Source organism: Phenylobacterium sp., from assembly GCF_965229015.1.
Classification (GTDB): Bacteria; Pseudomonadota; Alphaproteobacteria; order Caulobacterales; family Caulobacteraceae; genus Phenylobacterium.
Window position 1 is genome coordinate 1,362,887 of the sequence record NZ_CBDDIM010000002.1, and the last position, 15,748, is coordinate 1,378,634.

17 protein-coding genes are annotated in these 15,748 nt (G+C 68.8%); 8 read left to right on the forward strand and 9 right to left on the reverse strand.

Translation table 11 applies throughout. The features are described 5' to 3' along the window. Entirely contained in the window at positions 1 to 546 is a 546-nt protein-coding gene (locus tag ACO06I_RS22960) for a GNAT family N-acetyltransferase (RefSeq protein ID WP_421934938.1), read from the reverse strand. Beyond that, positions 543 to 2,633 (reverse strand): S9 family peptidase, encoded by a 2,091-nt coding sequence (locus ACO06I_RS22965; protein WP_421934939.1) that lies wholly within the window; start codon positions 2,631 to 2,633, stop codon positions 543 to 545. Before ACO06I_RS22965 ends, ACO06I_RS22960 begins: the two co-directional genes overlap by 4 nt. A 246-nt stretch (positions 2,634 to 2,879) precedes the next feature. Here ACO06I_RS22965 and ACO06I_RS22970 point away from each other — a divergent pair, with 246 nt between their 5' ends. After that, positions 2,880 to 3,632 carry a trypsin-like serine peptidase gene (locus ACO06I_RS22970; protein WP_421934940.1) on the forward strand — a complete coding sequence of 251 codons (753 nt, stop codon included), beginning with the start codon at positions 2,880 to 2,882 and terminating at the stop codon, positions 3,630 to 3,632. A 37-nt stretch (positions 3,633 to 3,669) separates the two neighbouring features. On the opposite strand, the gene ACO06I_RS22975 is transcribed toward ACO06I_RS22970, so the two are convergent. The 4 genes from ACO06I_RS22975 to ACO06I_RS22990 all read right to left on the reverse strand — a co-directional run bounded on the left by ACO06I_RS22975 (position 3,670) and on the right by ACO06I_RS22990 (position 7,109). Further along, positions 3,670 to 4,119 carry a MaoC family dehydratase gene (locus ACO06I_RS22975; protein WP_421934941.1) on the reverse strand — a complete coding sequence of 150 codons (450 nt, stop codon included), beginning with the start codon at positions 4,117 to 4,119 and terminating at the stop codon, positions 3,670 to 3,672. 69 nt (positions 4,120 to 4,188) lie between these two features. Further along, positions 4,189 to 4,878: a class I SAM-dependent methyltransferase gene (locus ACO06I_RS22980; protein WP_421934942.1), complete on the reverse strand. Its 690-nt coding sequence runs from the start codon at positions 4,876 to 4,878 to the stop codon at positions 4,189 to 4,191. A 286-nt stretch (positions 4,879 to 5,164) separates the two neighbouring features. Continuing rightward, positions 5,165 to 5,470, reverse strand: coding sequence for a hypothetical protein (locus ACO06I_RS22985; RefSeq protein WP_421934943.1), 306 nt, complete (start codon positions 5,468 to 5,470; stop codon positions 5,165 to 5,167). 100 nt (positions 5,471 to 5,570) lie between these two features. After that, on the reverse strand, positions 5,571 to 7,109 hold the full coding sequence (locus ACO06I_RS22990) for an acyl-CoA synthetase (protein WP_421934944.1): 1,539 nt from the start codon (positions 7,107 to 7,109) through the stop codon (positions 5,571 to 5,573). Positions 7,110 to 7,250: 141 nt separating this feature from the next. On the opposite strand from ACO06I_RS22990, the gene ACO06I_RS22995 reads away from it, so the two are divergent. The 4 genes from ACO06I_RS22995 to ACO06I_RS23010 all read left to right on the forward strand — a co-directional run bounded on the left by ACO06I_RS22995 (position 7,251) and on the right by ACO06I_RS23010 (position 10,778). Then, positions 7,251 to 8,135 (forward strand): crotonase/enoyl-CoA hydratase family protein, encoded by an 885-nt coding sequence (locus tag ACO06I_RS22995; protein ID WP_421934945.1) that lies wholly within the window; start codon positions 7,251 to 7,253, stop codon positions 8,133 to 8,135. Between the two features lie 51 nt (positions 8,136 to 8,186). Then, a complete protein-coding gene (locus tag ACO06I_RS23000; RefSeq protein WP_421934946.1) occupies positions 8,187 to 9,392 on the forward strand; it encodes a DUF2336 domain-containing protein in 1,206 nt (401 codons plus the stop codon). A 289-nt stretch (positions 9,393 to 9,681) separates the two neighbouring features. Beyond that, positions 9,682 to 10,101, forward strand: coding sequence for a MucR family transcriptional regulator (locus ACO06I_RS23005; protein WP_421934947.1), 420 nt, complete (start codon positions 9,682 to 9,684; stop codon positions 10,099 to 10,101). A gap of 182 nt (positions 10,102 to 10,283) precedes the next feature. Then, a complete protein-coding gene (locus ACO06I_RS23010; RefSeq protein WP_421934948.1) occupies positions 10,284 to 10,778 on the forward strand; it encodes a PAS domain-containing protein in 495 nt (164 codons plus the stop codon). 4 nt (positions 10,779 to 10,782) lie between these two features. Here ACO06I_RS23010 and ACO06I_RS23015 read toward each other — a convergent pair whose 3' ends face one another. Both ACO06I_RS23015 and ACO06I_RS23020 read right to left on the reverse strand, forming a co-directional pair. Beyond that, positions 10,783 to 11,202, reverse strand: coding sequence for a SufE family protein (locus ACO06I_RS23015; protein WP_421934949.1), 420 nt, complete (start codon positions 11,200 to 11,202; stop codon positions 10,783 to 10,785). Between the two features lie 61 nt (positions 11,203 to 11,263). Continuing rightward, entirely contained in the window at positions 11,264 to 12,049 is a 786-nt protein-coding gene (locus ACO06I_RS23020) for a sensor histidine kinase (protein ID WP_421934950.1), read from the reverse strand. Between the two features lie 193 nt (positions 12,050 to 12,242). Between ACO06I_RS23020 and ACO06I_RS23025 the strand changes: the two genes are divergently transcribed. Continuing rightward, positions 12,243 to 13,910 (forward strand): sensor histidine kinase, encoded by a 1,668-nt coding sequence (locus ACO06I_RS23025; protein WP_421934951.1) that lies wholly within the window; start codon positions 12,243 to 12,245, stop codon positions 13,908 to 13,910. A gap of 3 nt (positions 13,911 to 13,913) precedes the next feature. On the opposite strand, the gene ACO06I_RS23030 is transcribed toward ACO06I_RS23025, so the two are convergent. Next, entirely contained in the window at positions 13,914 to 14,720 is an 807-nt protein-coding gene (locus ACO06I_RS23030) for a hypothetical protein (RefSeq protein WP_421934952.1), read from the reverse strand. A gap of 191 nt (positions 14,721 to 14,911) precedes the next feature. Between ACO06I_RS23030 and ACO06I_RS23035 the strand changes: the two genes are divergently transcribed. After that, entirely contained in the window at positions 14,912 to 15,244 is a 333-nt protein-coding gene (locus ACO06I_RS23035) for a DUF1491 family protein (protein WP_304701944.1), read from the forward strand. A gap of 17 nt (positions 15,245 to 15,261) precedes the next feature. Continuing rightward, positions 15,262 to 15,717: a hypothetical protein gene (locus tag ACO06I_RS23040; protein ID WP_421934953.1), complete on the forward strand. Its 456-nt coding sequence runs from the start codon at positions 15,262 to 15,264 to the stop codon at positions 15,715 to 15,717. Positions 15,718 to 15,748: the final 31 nt, after the last annotated feature.

Here is a 15,748-nt window from a genome sequence, read left to right on the forward strand (position 1 = left end):
CTAGTGGCCGGTCAGGACCAGGCCGCCGGCGTCGGGAAGGGTCGCGTCGCCGCCGTTCAGGGGCTTCTGCATCCAGACGGTGTCGACCCAGCGCCCATGCTTGAAGCCGACGCTGCGGCAGACCCCGGCATGCTCGAAGCCGAGGGACCGGTGCAGGCCGATGGAGCCGGCGTTGCCGCTGTCGCCGATCACCGCCATCACCTGGCGCAGGCCGAGCGCCTCGCAGGCCGCCAACACCTCCGTGAGGACGGCCTTGCCCACGCCGCGCCCCTTGGCGTCGGGGGCCACATAGACGCTGTCCTCCACGGTGAACCGGTAGGCCGCGCGGGGCCGGAACAGGCCGGCATAGGCGAAGCCCAGCACCTTGCCGTCCGCCTCGGCCACCAGGTGCGGCAGGCCCCGCTCCACGATGGCCAGGCGGCGCGCGGCCATCTCCTCAGGCGAGGGCGGGACCTCCTCGAAGGTGCCGAAGCCGTGCAGGACGTCGTGGCCGTAGATGGCCGCCAGGGCGGCCGCGTCGCTCTCCAGCGAAGCTCTGACGATCATGGCTTCTCCCACCCCTTGTCCATCGCCCAGATGGCGAAGGCATAGTCCAGGGCGATCTCCTTGAGGAAGTCGAACCGCCCCGAGGCGCCGCCGTGGCCGGCCTCCATGTTGATCTTGAGCAGGATGGGAGCATCCGATGTCGAGAACTGCCGCAGTCTGGCCACCCACTTCTCCGGTTCCCAATAGGTGACGCGCGGATCGGACAGGCCCCCGGTCGCCAGGATCGGCGGATAGGGCAGGGCGGCGACCTGGTCGTAGGGGCTGTAGGCGGCGATGGTGTCGTAGGCCGCCGCGTCCTCCAGCGGATTGCCCCACTCGGGCCACTCCGGCGGGGTCAGCGGCAGGGTGGTGTCGCTCATGGTGTTGAGCACGTCGACGAAGGGCACCGCGGCGATGATCCCGGCCCAGAGGTCGGGGCGCAGGTTGGCCACCGCCCCCATCAGCATGCCGCCGGCCGAGCCGCCATAGGCCACCATTCGCCCGGCCTTGCCGTATCCCTCGGCAGACAGATGCTCGGCGCAGGCGATGAAGTCGGTGAAGGAGTTGATCTTCTTCTCCTTGCGGCCATCCAGGAACCAGCCCCAGCCCTTGTCGGAACCGCCGCGCACGTGGGCCACAGCCCAGATCCAGCCACGGTCCACCAGGCTGAGGCTGCGGATCGAGAAGCTGGGCTCCATGGCGTGGCCATAGGCGCCATAGCCGTAGAGCAGCAGGGGCGCCGAGCCGTCGAGCGGGGTGTCCTTCAGCATCAGGACGGTGATCGGAACCTCGGCGCCGTCGGCGGCCTTGGCCATCAGGCGGCGCGCCACATAGCGGGCCGGATCGTGGCCGGAGGGGATCTCCTGCGTCTTGCGCAGGGTCCGCTCGCGGGTGGCCATGTCGTAGTCGAACCACTGCCGCGGCGTGGTGGGGGACTGGTAGACGAAGCGGGTCAGCGGCGTGTCGTACTCGTAGCCGCCGGTGAGGGAGAGGGCATAGGCCTCCTCGTCGAAGGCCACCTCGTGTTCGCCGCCGGCCCGGTCCATCACCACGATGCGGTCGCTGGCGTCGACCCGCTCCAGCCGCACCAGGTGGCCCGCATAGGCCGAAAAGCCGGTGATGTAGCGGCCGGGCTTGTGGGGGACGAAGTCGGCCCAGGTGAACTTGGCCGGAATCTCCGCGGTGCTGGTCACCAGCTTGAAGTCGATGGCCCCGTCGTCATTGGTGCGGATCACCCAGCGGTCGCCCCAGTGGTCCAGCTCGTACTTGATCCCGACCCGGCGCGGCTCGGAGACGAAGGGCGGGCGGGTCGGATCGGCGGCCGGGATCAACCAGATCTCGGTGGTCTCCTGGTTGCCCACATGGATGGCGATGTGGCTGTCGTCGGCGGTGGTCCCGACGCCGAGGAACATGCCCTCGTCGGCCTCCTCATAGACCAGGATGTCCTCGCCGCCGCGCGCTGGGCGGCGGAAGACCTTGGAGGGGCGGGCGTTCTCGTCGCGCCAGATCCAGAACAGCCACTGGCTGTCGGGCGAGAAGGTGAAGTCGCCGTAGGCGCTCTCGATCTCCACCGGCAGGGCCTCGCCGGTGGCCAGGTCCTTGATCCGGATCGTGTAGTACTCCGACCCCTGCTCGTCGGCGGCCCAGGCGTAGAGCCGATGGTCGGGGCTGTGATGGGCCGCGCCCACCTGGAAGAAGGGCTTGCCCTTGGAGAGCGCCTCCTCGTCCAGCAGCACCACCTCGCCGTCATTGCGGCCCCGCGGCCGGCGGCCATGCACCGGATGCTCGGCGCCGATCTCGTAGCGGACATAGTAGTCCCAGGCCCCGTCGGAGGCGGGCACCGACGAATCGTCCTCCTTGATCCGCCCCTTCATCTCGGCGAACAGGGCGTCCTGCAGGGCCTGGGTCGGCGCTTCCAGCAGGGCCTTGGTGTAGGCGTTCTCGGCCTCCAGATGCTCGCGGATGTCGGCGCGCAGCACCTTGGGATCGCGCAGCACCTCCTTCCAGTTGTCGTCCTTCATCCAGGCGTAGTCGTCGACGCGCGTGCGGCCGAGCTGGGTGAAGGTTTTCGGCTGGCGCCGGGCGGTGGGCGGTGTGGGACGGGTCATGCCCGTTAGATGCGCCAGGCCTGAGGCGCTCTCAAGGCCTTGAGGCGTTTCCGACGCGGCAATCGGGCGCACGGGTCGCAGGCCAGATGGGCCTTTGCGTTAACCGTGATCTTAAGGAACTATCTGCTTTAGTCGGGTGCGTGAGTTGCGACTTTTTCGGGGGCGTCGATGGTCTATGACCTTTCCGTGGAATTGATCCACGCGACGGTGCAGCTAGAGCAGCCGTTGGGCGATGGAACGCGCACCGTGGGCACCGGGTTCCTGATCCAGTCGATCAGCCCCGACGGCCAGCCGCACACCGTCCTCGTCACCGCCAATCACGTGCTCTCCAAGATGCCCGGCGCCGAGGCGCGGATCGGCTACCGGATCGAGAATCCCGACGGCTCCTGGACCTATTCGCCCCAGACCCTGAAGATCCGCGACAGCGCCGGCCATGAGCTGTGGACCCACCACCCGTCCCGCGACGTGGCCGCCATCTCCATCACCGCGCCGGAAGAGTTCGCCAAGGCCGCCATCCCCCTGACCTGGCTGGCCGACGACCAGACCTTCGCCAGCCTGCAGGTGGGCGCGGGCGACGAGATGATGGCGCTCGGCTTCCCCCGCGGCCTGGCCGCCAACCGGGCCGGCTTCCCGATCCTGCGGGCCGGCCGCGTGGCCTCCTATCCCATCGCCCCGGCCAAGGTCTTCCCGACCTTCCTGCTGGATTTCAGCGTCTTCCCGGGCAATTCGGGCGGGCCGGTGTTCATGGCCGACAATTCGCGCCGCCGCGTCGGCGCCACCGAGGCGCAGCCGGCGCAGTTCATCGCGGGTCTGCTGACCCAGCAGGTGGAGCTGAACAATGAGCGCCTGGAGATCGGGATCGTCACCCAGGCCAAGTACATCCGCGAGACCATCGGCCTGGTGGAGAACCCCTACGCCCCGGTGACCACAGCCTCCAACGAGGTGTTCACGGGCGCCAAGGCGGCCTCGGCCGAAGAGGCCGTCTCGCCCGACTGGTAGCCTCCCCGCCCCGAAGGGCAGGGAGAACTCTCAGGTCTTACGCCCCGTACAGCAGGGACAAGGTCTCGGCGATGCAGGCGGGCTTGTCCTCGCCTTCGATCTCGATGGTGCATTCGTTGCGGATCTGCACGCCGCCGGCCTTGGGCTCGACGCCGATCAGCTTCTGACGCAGGCGCACGCGCTTGCCGACCCGGACCATGTTCACGAAGCGAACCTTGTCGGAGCCGTAGTTGATGCCGCGGGTCACGCCCTTCACCGGCAGCAGGCCGCCGCCCAGGAAGGGCAGCAGCGACAGGGTCAGATAGCCGTGGGCGATCGGTCCGCCCATCTCGCGATTGGCGCGCTCGACGTCGACGTGGATCCACTGATGGTCCCCGGTGGCCTCGGCGAACTTGTTGACGCGGTCCTGGGTGATCTCCAGCCAATCCGACACGCCGGTCTCCTGGCCCACCAGGCCGGGCAGATCCTTGAATTCCACGGGGTTCATACGTCTCTCCGTCGTCTTTGAAACAGGTGTTCGACGTCTAGCATCTGACGGGCGGCGGGCAAGGGCGCATCAGGCGATGGCCTCGGCGACATAGGTCCCGTAGACGCCGTCATGGACCCGGCTCACCAGGCGGAAGCCGGCCTCGGTGATCATGCGGGCCAAGATCCAGCCGAAGGTCGTGTGCTCCTCGCGCACGTGGCAGGCGACGTCCTCGCGGCTGTAGCCGGTCTCCCGCGTCATCCAGCCGATCCAGCTCTCCACTGTGCGCGGGATGGCGTCCGGCGGGCAGTTGAAGACCACGTCGCGGATATAGAGCCGCCCGCCCGGCTTCAGGGCGTCGCGCATGCGGGTGAGCGCCACGGCCTTCCACATGTCGGGCAGGTGATGCAGGGCGTTCTTGGTGACGATCAGGTCGAGGTCGCCGCTGGCGGGGAAGGTCAGGAAGCCGCCCCGCTCGAAGGCGATGTTGCTCAGCCCCTGGTCGCGGGCCCGGGCCTGGGCGGTGCGCAGCATGGCGCCCGAGACGTCGATGGCCCGGACCGAACGGGCCATGCCGGCGGCCGCGCAGGCCAGGATGCCGGTGCCGCAGCCGATGTCGGCCAGCGCCGTGTCGCGGGTCACCCCCAGGCCCGAGAGCAGGGCGCGGTCGGCGGCGGCGTCGCCTCCCTGGCGGCCGTCGTAGGTCGCCACCTGGCCTTCGTCCTCGAAGTCGAGGCCGACCTGCCTGAGATCGTCGTACCACCAGTCGGGTTGGGTCATGTCTGTCTCCATCTGTGACGCGGATGGAGAGGGTCTGTCCGATCCATCCGCAGGCTTGCGGGGGATCGGATTGCGGTGAGGTCTGGCTAGACTCGCGCGCGTCCAATCCCCGGGAGGGGATTGGCTACTTTCCGGGCGAGGCGGGTCTGCGGGCTCATGTTGGAGCCAGACTACACCGAACGGGGAAGTCGTCTAGGGCATGTACTCACAGACTGAAGGCCGGCGAAGCCGCAGGCTTGGCGGCGACGACCGACAGGCTGACCCTGGGAATGTCAGAGATGGGTGGTTAGCGGACCAAAATGCCTTTGCCGACGTCACCCGTCTCTAGGTCAACAAGATACTCACCGCCGTTCCAGTTGTACGCGGTGAGCCGCCCGGTATCGGTCAGAGAGATGTTGGTGAAGGGCTGTCGCTCGCCGTCATCCGCCACCGACTGGATGCGCCAGAGCACTTTACCCCTCGCCGTGCAGCGGCAGACGTTGCGGTTCACCTCCTCCTGATCGCTTGCGCTCCCGAGCATCTGTACGAGAACGACGGTGTCGCCATCCGGCAGGCTCAGGGTGACTTCCGCAGGTGCGCCGCTCTTCTGCATTCGGTGACTGTGACGGTTTGCTGGACGTCTGCAAGGGGTCGAAGGCTGGCATTGGCTTCTGCGCCGAAGGCGGACTTGCCCGAAATTATGAGGACAGGCCCTAGACGATCTTGGAGCCTTCCTTGCCCCAGTAGGCGTCGCGGATCAGGCGCTTGTAGAGCTTGCCTGTGGGGTGGCGCGGCAGTTCCTGCATGAACTCCAGCATGCGCGGCGACTTGATGTGGGAGAGGTTGGCCCGGCAATAGGCCATCAGCTCGTTGCGCAGGTCGTCCCCGGCGTCGGCCCAGTCGGCGGGCTGGATGACCGCGACGACCTTCTCGCCCATCTCCTCGTCGGGGGCGCCCACCACGGCCACGTCGGCGACGCGGGGATGGGTGACCAGCAGGTTCTCGATCTCCTGCGGATAGATGTTCACCCCGCCGGAGATGATCATGAAGCTCTTGCGGTCGGTCAGGTAGAGGAAGCCCTCCTCGTCCACCCAGCCCACGTCGCCCAGCGTGGTCCAGCCGTGCTTGTTGGTGTTCTCGGCGATCTTGTCGGGGGCGTTGTGATAGGTGAGCGGCGCGCCGTTGGCGAAGTAGACGACGCCTTCGCTGCGGGGCGGCAGGGGTTCGCCCTCGTCGTCGCAGATCTTGACCTCGGCGGTGGTGCCCTTGCCCACCGAGCCCTTGTGGGCCAGCCAGTCCTCCGGGCCGATGTAGCAGAAGCCGTTGCCTTCGCTGCCGGCGTAGTACTCGTGGATCACCGGACCCCACCAGCTCATCATCTGCTCCTTCACCGGGATGGGGCAGGGGGCGGCGGCGTGGACGGCCGAGCGCATGGAGGAGACGTCGTAACGGTCGCGGACCTCCTGCGGCAGCTTCAACATGCGCACGAAGTGGGTGGGCACGAACTGGCCGACGTCGACCTTGTGCTTCTCGATCAGGCGCAGGGCGTCCTCTGGATCGAACTTCTCCATCACCACCACAGTGCCGCCCAGCCGCTGGACGCTCATGCACCAGCGCAGGGGGGCGGCGTGATAGAGCGGCGCGGGGGACAGGTAGACGCTGTCGGGCCGGAAGCCGAACAGACCCTGGGCCATCATGGCCAGCGGATTGGGGGCGTCGATCGGCGCGCCGGTCAGGGCCGGCTTGATCCCCTTGGGACGGCCGGTGGTGCCGGAGGAATAGAGCATGTCGGCGCCGGCGCTCTCGTCGGCCACCGGGGTCGTGGGCATCTTGTCCCGGGCGGCCTCGAAGCTCTCGTAGGGGGCGCGGGCCTCGCCCACCATGTAGAGCTTCACGCCCGGCAGCAGGGCCGGCAGCTCGTCGATCACCGGGCCAACGCCGGCCGAGGTGATCAGCAGCTTGGCCGCGCAATCCTTCATGATGTAGTCGATTTCGCCCGCCTGCAGCTTGGACGAGATGCAGGCGTAGTAGAGGCCGCAGCGCTGGGCCGCCCAGGCGATCTCGAAGAAGCGGGGGCTGTTGTCCATCAGGATGGCGATGACGTCGCCGGTGTTCAGGCCAAGGGACCGGAACAGCTGGGCGCCCTGGTTGGAGCGCTCGTCGAGCTGCTTGTAGGTCACCGTCTCGCCGGAGCCCGACATGATGTAGGCGGCGCGGTCGGGATGGGTCGTGGCGTGGGTGGCCGGATGCATGGCGGGTCCTAAAACTGGGCCAGGCCGCCGCTTTGGCGCTCCTGGCTCCTCCCAAACTTATCGTTGTTAATGAGCATATGCGGTGCTTGACGGACCGTCCGTCAAGCGGCGCGAACTGAAGAAAATCATGGGAGGAAGACGATGGCTTCGCAGACTTTCGAGACGCTCGCCTACGCTGTCGAGGACGGGATCGCCACGATCACCCTCAATCGGCCCGACAAGCTCAACGCCTTCAACACCCAGATGATGAAGGACATGATCGCCGCCTTCGACGTCACCGACGCCGACGACGCGGTCAAGGTGGTGATCGTCACCGGGGCCGGCCGCGGCTTCTGCGCCGGCGCCGATCTGTCGGGCGGCGCCCAGACCTTCGACTACGAGGCCCGCGGCGGCGAGGACAAGGAAGCCCGCACCCGCGAGGGCGTGCAGCGCGACGGCGGCGGCCTGCTGACCCTGCGAATCTATGACAGCCTCAAGCCGGTGATCGCCGCGGTGAACGGCCCCGCCGTGGGGGTCGGCGTCACCATGCAGCTGCCCATGGACATCCGGATGGCGTCCACCGAGGCGCGATTCGGTCTGGTGTTCGCCCGTCGCGGCCTCAATCCCGAGGCGGCCTCCTCCTGGTTCCTGCCCAGGCTGGTGGGGGTCCAGACGGCCCTGGAGTGGTGCTATACCGGCCGCATCTTCTCGGCCCAGGAGGCGCTGGAGAAGGGGCTGGTCCGCTCGCTGCACGCGCCTGACGACCTGCTGCCGGCCGCCCGCAAGCTGGCCCGCGAGATCGCCGACAACACCGCGCCGGTCTCCATCGCCATCACCCGCCAGTTGATCTGGCGGATGGCCGGCGCCTCGCACCCGATGGAGGCCCACCGCGCCGACAGCCGCGGCATCCAGAAGCGCGGCGCCATGGCCGACGCCCGCGAGGGGGTGATGAGCTTCCTGGAGAAGCGCCCGCCGGCCTTCACCGACAAGGTCTCCACCGATGTGCCCGACATCTGGGAGCAGTGGAGCGCCCCCACGTTCAAGTGACATGAACACGTCCGGTTAAGGCCGGTATGATGGACTCAGCGTGGATCCATCATGAATCAAGCTGCGACACCGACCGACCAAGTTCCCGTCTTCCGCGCGCGCACCGCGTTGCTGAAACGGATGGCCGATGTCGTCTGCCTGCCGTCCTCGCGGGTGAACGCCTTCGAGCGGGCCATGACCGCCGACCTGCTGGTGGACATGCTTCGCGAGGCCGAGCCGGAAGATCGGCTGAAGGTGGCGCGGCGCCTGGCCAACCTGACCGAGATTCCGGCCAGCCTGGTGCGGCTGCTGCTGCGCGACCACGTGGACATCGCCGAGGCCCTGCTCAGCAACTGCGCCTCGCTCAGCGACAGCGACCTGCTGGACTGCGCGCGCTCGACCGGCCTGGAGCATCGTCGGCTGATCGCCCTGCGCCGCGGGGTCAGCGAGGTGGTCTGCGAGGTGCTGGTGGAGTTCGGCGAGGCCCTGGTCATCGAGTGCCTGCTGAAGAACGAGCTGGCCAAGCTGTCCAACGCCTGTGTCGAGGCCATCGTCGCCTCCACCCGGGGCGACGCGCGCACGGCCCCGACCCTGCTGAAGCGGCCCGAACTGCGTCCCGCCCACGCCTATGTGCTGTTCTGGTGGGCCGACGCCGAGGCGCGGCGCACCATCCTCCAGCGGTTCGCCGTCTCCCGCGAGGTGCTGCAGGAGGCCACGGGCGACATCTTCCCCATGGCCGCGGCGGAGAACTGGCAGGACCCGCTGGCGCGCAAGGCGCTGCAGTTCATCGAACGCCGCCAGCGCAACCGGGCGGCGATCGAGAAGTCCCCCTTCGACAGCCTTGAGGCCGCCGTGGCGGCCGCCCAGAGCGGCCTGACCCGCGAAACGGCCGAGGAGATCTCCTACCTCTCGGGCCTCAAGCCGATGACCGGCGCCAAGATCTTCACCGATCCGGGCGGCGAGCCCCTGGCCATTCTGTGCAAGGCCACCGGCCTGCCCAAACAGGCCGTGCGGGCCCTGTGGCGCGGCCTGCGGCGGCCCGAAACCGAGGCCGACGGCAGCCCCAATCCCAACCTGGAACGGGTGCTGGTGACCTATGACATGGTGGCGGTCGATCGCGCGCAAACCGTTCTGCGCTACTGGAACTGGTCCCTGTCCTCGGCCTTGACCCCGGCGTTGCTGAAGGCCATTCGCGACGGCGATGAAGACGGCGTCGATGAATACTCGGTGCCGCAGCGCGCAGCGATGCTTGCGCTCTCCAAGGAATTCGGACGTTAGGCTCGGTTCGAGCAAAAGCCGCCTACAAGGTCGCCCCGCGCGGGCTGCTGTTGTTCGGCGCCTAAGCTCACTGTTGCAGTGCAGAATATCGTATTTGGCTACTGGACGCGGGGCGCCACCTTCCGGTGCATAAGGCCCGTTTGTCTTGGTATCGAACGTGTTCGGCCAAGATGTCGCGGATTATCGCCGCTTGTGCTGGTCCTGAGTCCCCTATAATGACGCCTTAACTGATGTCGTGAATCAGTCATCCCCCCAACTTGGGTAGTTACCCAGCACGGAATCGAGAATTATGGACGAAAAGTCGGAAGTCATTGAGATGACGGCGGATATTGTCTCCGCCTACGTCGGTAACAATTCGGTCGCAGCGTCGGATCTCCCCGCCCTCATCCAGAGCATCCACCGCGCTCTGTCCGGAATCTCGCAGGGCGCGGACGTCCAAGAGGCCGCGCCGAAGGAACCCGCGGTTCCCGTGCGCCGCTCCATCACTCCGGACCACCTGGTCTGCTTGGAGGATGGCCGTAAGTTCAAGTCTCTGAAGCGCCACCTGCGCACCAAGTACAATATGAGCCCCGAGGAATACCGGGCCAAGTGGAGCCTGCCGAAGGACTATCCGATGGTCGCGCCGAACTACGCCAAGGCGCGCTCGGATCTCGCCAAGCAGATGGGCCTCGGCCAGGGCGGCCGTCAGGCGCCGCGCAAGCGCAAGTAGGCTTCTCCGCGATTTCATCGTGACGACGGAACGCCCGCCCACCCGGCGGGCGTTCTGTTGTCTGGAACCTGCGGCAAAAGCGGTTTTCTGCGCCTAGGCCATGATTTCGCCTTGCCGCCGATTCGCGGCTCAGGCCATAAGTGATTCGTCGTGATTCCAAGGGGTTGTTAAGGAATCTGAATATGGCGGCACAGATCGGATCTTCGGCGGCGGCCGCCCGCGCGCATGAGGAGCTCTACGCCTACTGGGCGGGACTCCGGCATGGGCCGCGGCTGCCTGGCCGTGGCGACATCAAGCCCGAGGACTTCAAGCGCCTGCTGCCGACGGTCAGCCTGATCGACGTGCGCCGCGATCCCCTGGACTTCCGCCTGCGCCTGGCCGGCACCGGCCTCTACAGCGTCTATGGCCGCGAGATCACCGGCCGCGGGCTGGACGACGTCTACAACTCCGCCGCCGCCGACTACTGGCGGGTGGAACTGGGCAAGATCGTCGAGGAGCGCCGCCCGGCGGTGGGGGTCCACAGCCTCTCCTGGCGCGGCGCCTCGCACATGTCGATCCTCTGGCTGCGCCTGCCGCTGGCCACCAACGGCGTCGATGTGGACATGATCCTCGGCTACGACGCGGTGGTCGGCATCCAGGGCCAGAGCTCGTCCAGCAGCGGCATCCGCGCGGCCTGAAGTCCTAGACCAGCGCCCCGGCGTCGCGGCGAATGCGGGCGACCATCGAGGCCAGTCCATTGGAGCGCTGGGCCGAAAGATGGCCGCTCAGCCCCAGCTGGTCGAAGGCCTCCTTGGCGTCGAAGTCGAGGATCGCCTTGGCGGGCTTGCCCGAATAGAGCCGCAGCACCACCGCGATCAGGCCGCGCACGATGTGGGCGTCCGAATCCCCCCGGAAGGTGACGGTCCCGTCGGCGTGGGGCTCGGTCACCAGCCAGACCTGGCTGGCGCAGCCGCGGACCTTGTTGGCCTCGCTGCGTTCGGCGTCGCTCAGGGGGGCGAGTTCCTTGCCCAGGTCGATCACGTAGCGATAGCGTTCCTCCCAGTCTCCCAGGAGGTCGAACTCCGAGACCAGGTCGGCGAGGTCGTCTTGGATGGTGCGCATGCTGTCGGCGACTTAAGCGCCCGGCCGGGCCGGCGCAACCGCGGCGACGCAATCCACCGGCTCAGGCGGCGGGGAGCCGGACCTGGGCGGTGAGCCCGCCCGCGGCGCCCGGGATCAGCTTCAGACGGCCGCCCATGGCCTGGCACAGCAGGTTGACGATGGGCAGGCCCAGCCCCGCCCCCTCGCTGCGGCGGGTGAGCGCGCTGTCCCCCTGCTCGAAGGGACGCAACAGGCGGGGGATGTCGGCGACCTCCAGGCCCGGGCCCTGGTCGGCGATGCAGATCTCGATGTCGCCGCCGTCGCGCCGCGCCAGCACCTCGATGGCCGAGCCCTCCGGCGAGAAGACCACGGCGTTGTGCAGCAGGTTGGTGAGGATGGTGCGCAGGCCCCGCGGGTCGGCCTTCACCCGGGGCAGGGCGCCTTCGTCGCGGACGATGATCACCGTGTTGCGGTGGGCGATCTCCTCGCGCAGGCCGTCGAGGACGTCGTCCAGGGCGTGGTCCAGCGGCTCGTCGCGCAGGTCCATGTCCATGGCCCGGCCCTCCAGCCGCGCGATCTCCAGGATCTGGTTGACCAGGTTCAGCAGGCGCTGGCCGCTGGCGCGGATGATGCCGGCGTATTCCTTGTACTGCGGGGCGCCGAGCGGCCCGTAGAGCTCCTGGGAAATGATCTCCGAGAAGCCGAGGATGGAGTTCAGCGGCGTGCGCAGTTCGTGACTGACCATGCGCAGGAACGAGCGCTGGGTCTCGTCGAGGGCCGCTTCTCGCCGCGCGCGCGCGTCCCGCCGCGGCGAGCGGGCCGGCGGCGTGGCGTCGTCGAAGTCCGGAAGGGGGGCCGGTTGAGCCATGAAGGAGGGATCGCGCCTCTGTGTTGGTCCCCAACTTGGGCTCGCGCCGCTTACGATTTCGTTTCCTGTTGAAACTTCATGCACTTGGACTTCATCGCGCGGGACGCGAGCAGCCTCGCAGGGACTCACCTGCGACGGTAAGGTTCTGCGCTGGCGCCGTGCGTGCGCCTTGCGGGAGGTCCAGAGACAGATCGTGGTCGAGAACGCGTCCACCAGACCCATGGGGACCTCCGGCGGCCAGGCGCCGCGGGAGCTCCTGTGGTGGCACGCGACCTGGCTGGCGATCCTGGCCCTGGGGACGGGCGTCCTGCTGTTCTCACCCGTCATCCAGACCCCGGCCTCGATGACGGCCCTGGCCCTGGGGGCCGCCCCGGCCCTGGCCGGTCTGCTGCTGGCGCGCTCGCGCCACATCGCCGCCCACAGCCTGATCCTGTTCAACTGGGGCGCCGGCGGCGTGCTGGCCGCCCTGCTCACCGGCGGCGTCGCCGGGCCGATGGCCGTCTGGCACCTGGCCCCCCTGGCGGCGGCGGCGGCCATGGCGCGGATCGACCGCCTGGCCCTGGGGGCGGCCATCAGCCTGGCGGCCATCTGCCTGTCCCTGCTCACCGGCTACACCCTCAGCCTGCCTGCGCCGCCGCCCCCAAACCTGGCCGCCGGGCTCGGGGCCGTGGCGATCATCACCATCTCGGTCTGCCTGGGCGTGGCCCTGATCGTCCTGCAGCGCCGGGTGATCCTCGACACCCGCCGCCGCGCCCTCATCGAGGCCCGCCTGCGCGAAGCCCTGGGGGACCAGCCCCACCTGCTGATCTCCATCCATCCCGGCGGCAAGCTGGCGGCGGCCTGGGGCCCGGCGCCCCGCGGCCTCAAGGGGCAGATCCTGGTGGGCCGGTCCCTGTCGCAGCTGGCCACGCCGGCCGATCGGCCCCGGATCGACGAGGCCCTGCGCACCGCCATCGTCGAGGGCCAGGCCCAGGTGGGGTTCGCCCCCGCCGGCGCGCCCGCCCTGTGGCACGAGCTGACCCTGCGCCGGGTGAACCCCACCCGGATGACCGGCTCGATCCGCGACGCCGGCGCCCAACGGGCCCGCGAGGCCGCCCTGGATCAGGCCCGGATCGACGCCGAGACCGCCAACGCCGGCAAGTCCCGCTTCCTGGCCAATATGAGCCACGAGCTGCGCACGCCGCTGAACGCCATCATGGGCTTCTCCGACATCATGCGGCAGTCGCTGTTCGGTCCCATGCCCGACAAGTACGCCGAGTATTCGGCCCTGATCCACGAGTCCGGCGAGCACCTGCTGGAGCTGATCAACGACGTCCTGGACATGTCGAAGATCGAGGCCGAGCGCTTCGAGCTGCACCGCGAGGAGTTCGACGCCCGCGACGCCATCTCCGCGGTGATGCGGTTGATGCGCGGCCAGGCCGACCGCGCGGGAGTCAACCTGCGCGGCCTGATGCCCAAGGATCCCCTGGAGGTCACCGCCGACCGGCGGGCCCTCAAGCAGATCGCCCTGAACCTGATCTCCAACGCGCTCAAGTTCACCCCCAAGGGCGGAGCCGTGACGGTGACCGCCCACGCCGAGGGGCCGGTGCTGGAGCTGATCGTGGCCGACACCGGCACCGGCATCAGCGCCACCGACCTGCAGCGCCTGGGCCGGCCCTTCGAACAGGCCGGCGGCGCCGATCAGCGGGCGGCGGGCACGGGTCTGGGCCTGTCCCTGGTGCGGGCCTTCGCCGAGCTGCACGGCGGCGAGATGGCCATCGAAAGCCAGCTGGGGGAGGGGACCACGGTCAGCGTGCGCCTGCCGGTGATGGAGCTCGAGCCCCTGGCCGCGGCCCCGGCGACGGAAGAGACCACGAGCTAGGGCCTAGCGATTGGCGACCTGCAGGAAGGCGCGTCCGGCGGCGAAGTCGCCCACCTCCACATAGGCCCGCCGCGGGGCCCGGCCCTCGAACAGGAACTCCACCATCACCGCCTCGCGGGGATCGAGGCCGGCCAGGGTGCGGGCGGCCTGGGCCGGGAAGCGGAAGGCCCAGCCGCTCTTGAGGTCCTTGGGCAGCAGGTCCAGTCCGGCCCGGCTGCGCGCCTCCGCGGCGTAGGCGGTCTGGGCGGCCACCGGCGGCAGGCGTCGGGCCAGCGCCATGCGCTCCAGGCTGTCGCCGCGGGCGTCGAGATAGGGGCCCAGCGTCAGGGCGACGTCCCGCAGCACCAGGCGGGCGGCGTAGGGCGCCGCGCCGTCCTCGAAATTGGCGACCGCCATCAGGCGGTTGGCGCCGATGCGGCCGGCCAGGCCGAACACCATGGTTCCGCCGTCGAAGGCCGCGTCCTGGGCCAGGCGCCAGCGGGCCGCGGTGGCCGTGGAGCTGCGGTCGGCGCGCCATTGGGAGACGTCGCCGGGATAGTCCATCTTGATGAGCTTGGCGTAGCCCTCGAAGGCCGTGCGCACGCGGGAGGCGGCGAGGTTGAGGTCGGCGGAGTCGCAGGCCGCTCCTGCGGCCTTCTGCGAGGCGCGGCGCTCCACGGCGCTCAGGGTGGCGCGATCGGCGCCGGCGCGCAGGGCCGCGCCCCGGGCCTGGGCACGCGCCGCCGCCAGGGCCGAGCCCACGGAGGCGTCGAACAGGCCGCATCGGGCGTCGGCCGCGGTCATCACGGTGCGTTCGTAGAAGAGGTCCACGCTGCTCGCGCTTGCAAGCCCTGGCGCGGCGCAGATCGCCGCGGTCAGACTGAGCCCCACCCACCAACACGCCGCGCGCCGCGCAGTTGTGCGCGTTGTGCTCGTCATGCTCTCTGCCAGTCCCGTATGCTCGGGACATTGGATGGCAACCTACGCCATTCGCCCTTTCCGTTCCGTTACGAGAGCCGCTCATGATTCTGTCCACGGACATCTGGGTCGCCGCCCTGATCCGCCGCGCCGAGCTGGCCGGCGGCTTCGGCGTGGTGGCGCGCAAGGGCGACGCCCGGGCCGGCAGCGTCCTGGTCCGGGTGCTGAACCTGGAGGACAAGACCACCCGGCTCTATTCGGAGGCCACCCGCGGCGACGGCGAGCGCATCTGGATGCGGCCCCAGCTCTTCGACAACGAGGCCGACATCGACCGTTATATCCAGCGCGCCCTGCGCATCGACCCCGACCTCTGGGTCGTGGACATCGAGGACAAGCAGGGCCGCCACTTCCTCACCGAGCCTGTGGAAGAGGGTTAGCCGGGGATTCACCGCCTTTGTGCACCGGCCTGAAAGTCGGCGGCGCCAAGGTGCGCTGGTGCTCCCCCAAGCCCAGCAGTGACCAAGGCCGCATGCTCTTCCTGATGAACGACGTGGTCCTCAACCTCGCCGGAATGCGGCTGGCGCCGAAGCTCTCGGGGCGTCGGTTCAAGGCCCTGTCCTTCAACGCCGTCAGCCGGCTGGGGCAGGAACTCTATGCCGAGGACCCGCTGCTGCACCTGCGCCGGCCCGAGCGGGCCAGGCGGCTGGCCACCCTGATCATGGCCAAGGCGCCGGCCATCAACGCCGCCCTGTTCACCGCCCCGGGCTTCGGCTGCGATCCGGGCGAGGTCTCGATGCGCTACCTGAACCTCGACTTCGAGATCATGGCCCGGCTCAGCAAGCGCCAGGACGACGGCGAACTGGACACCATCTGGGCCGATCGTCAGGTCTGGAGACGTCTGGCGGCCTGAGCCGGAACCACTCCGGCCGAAAACGGTTTGC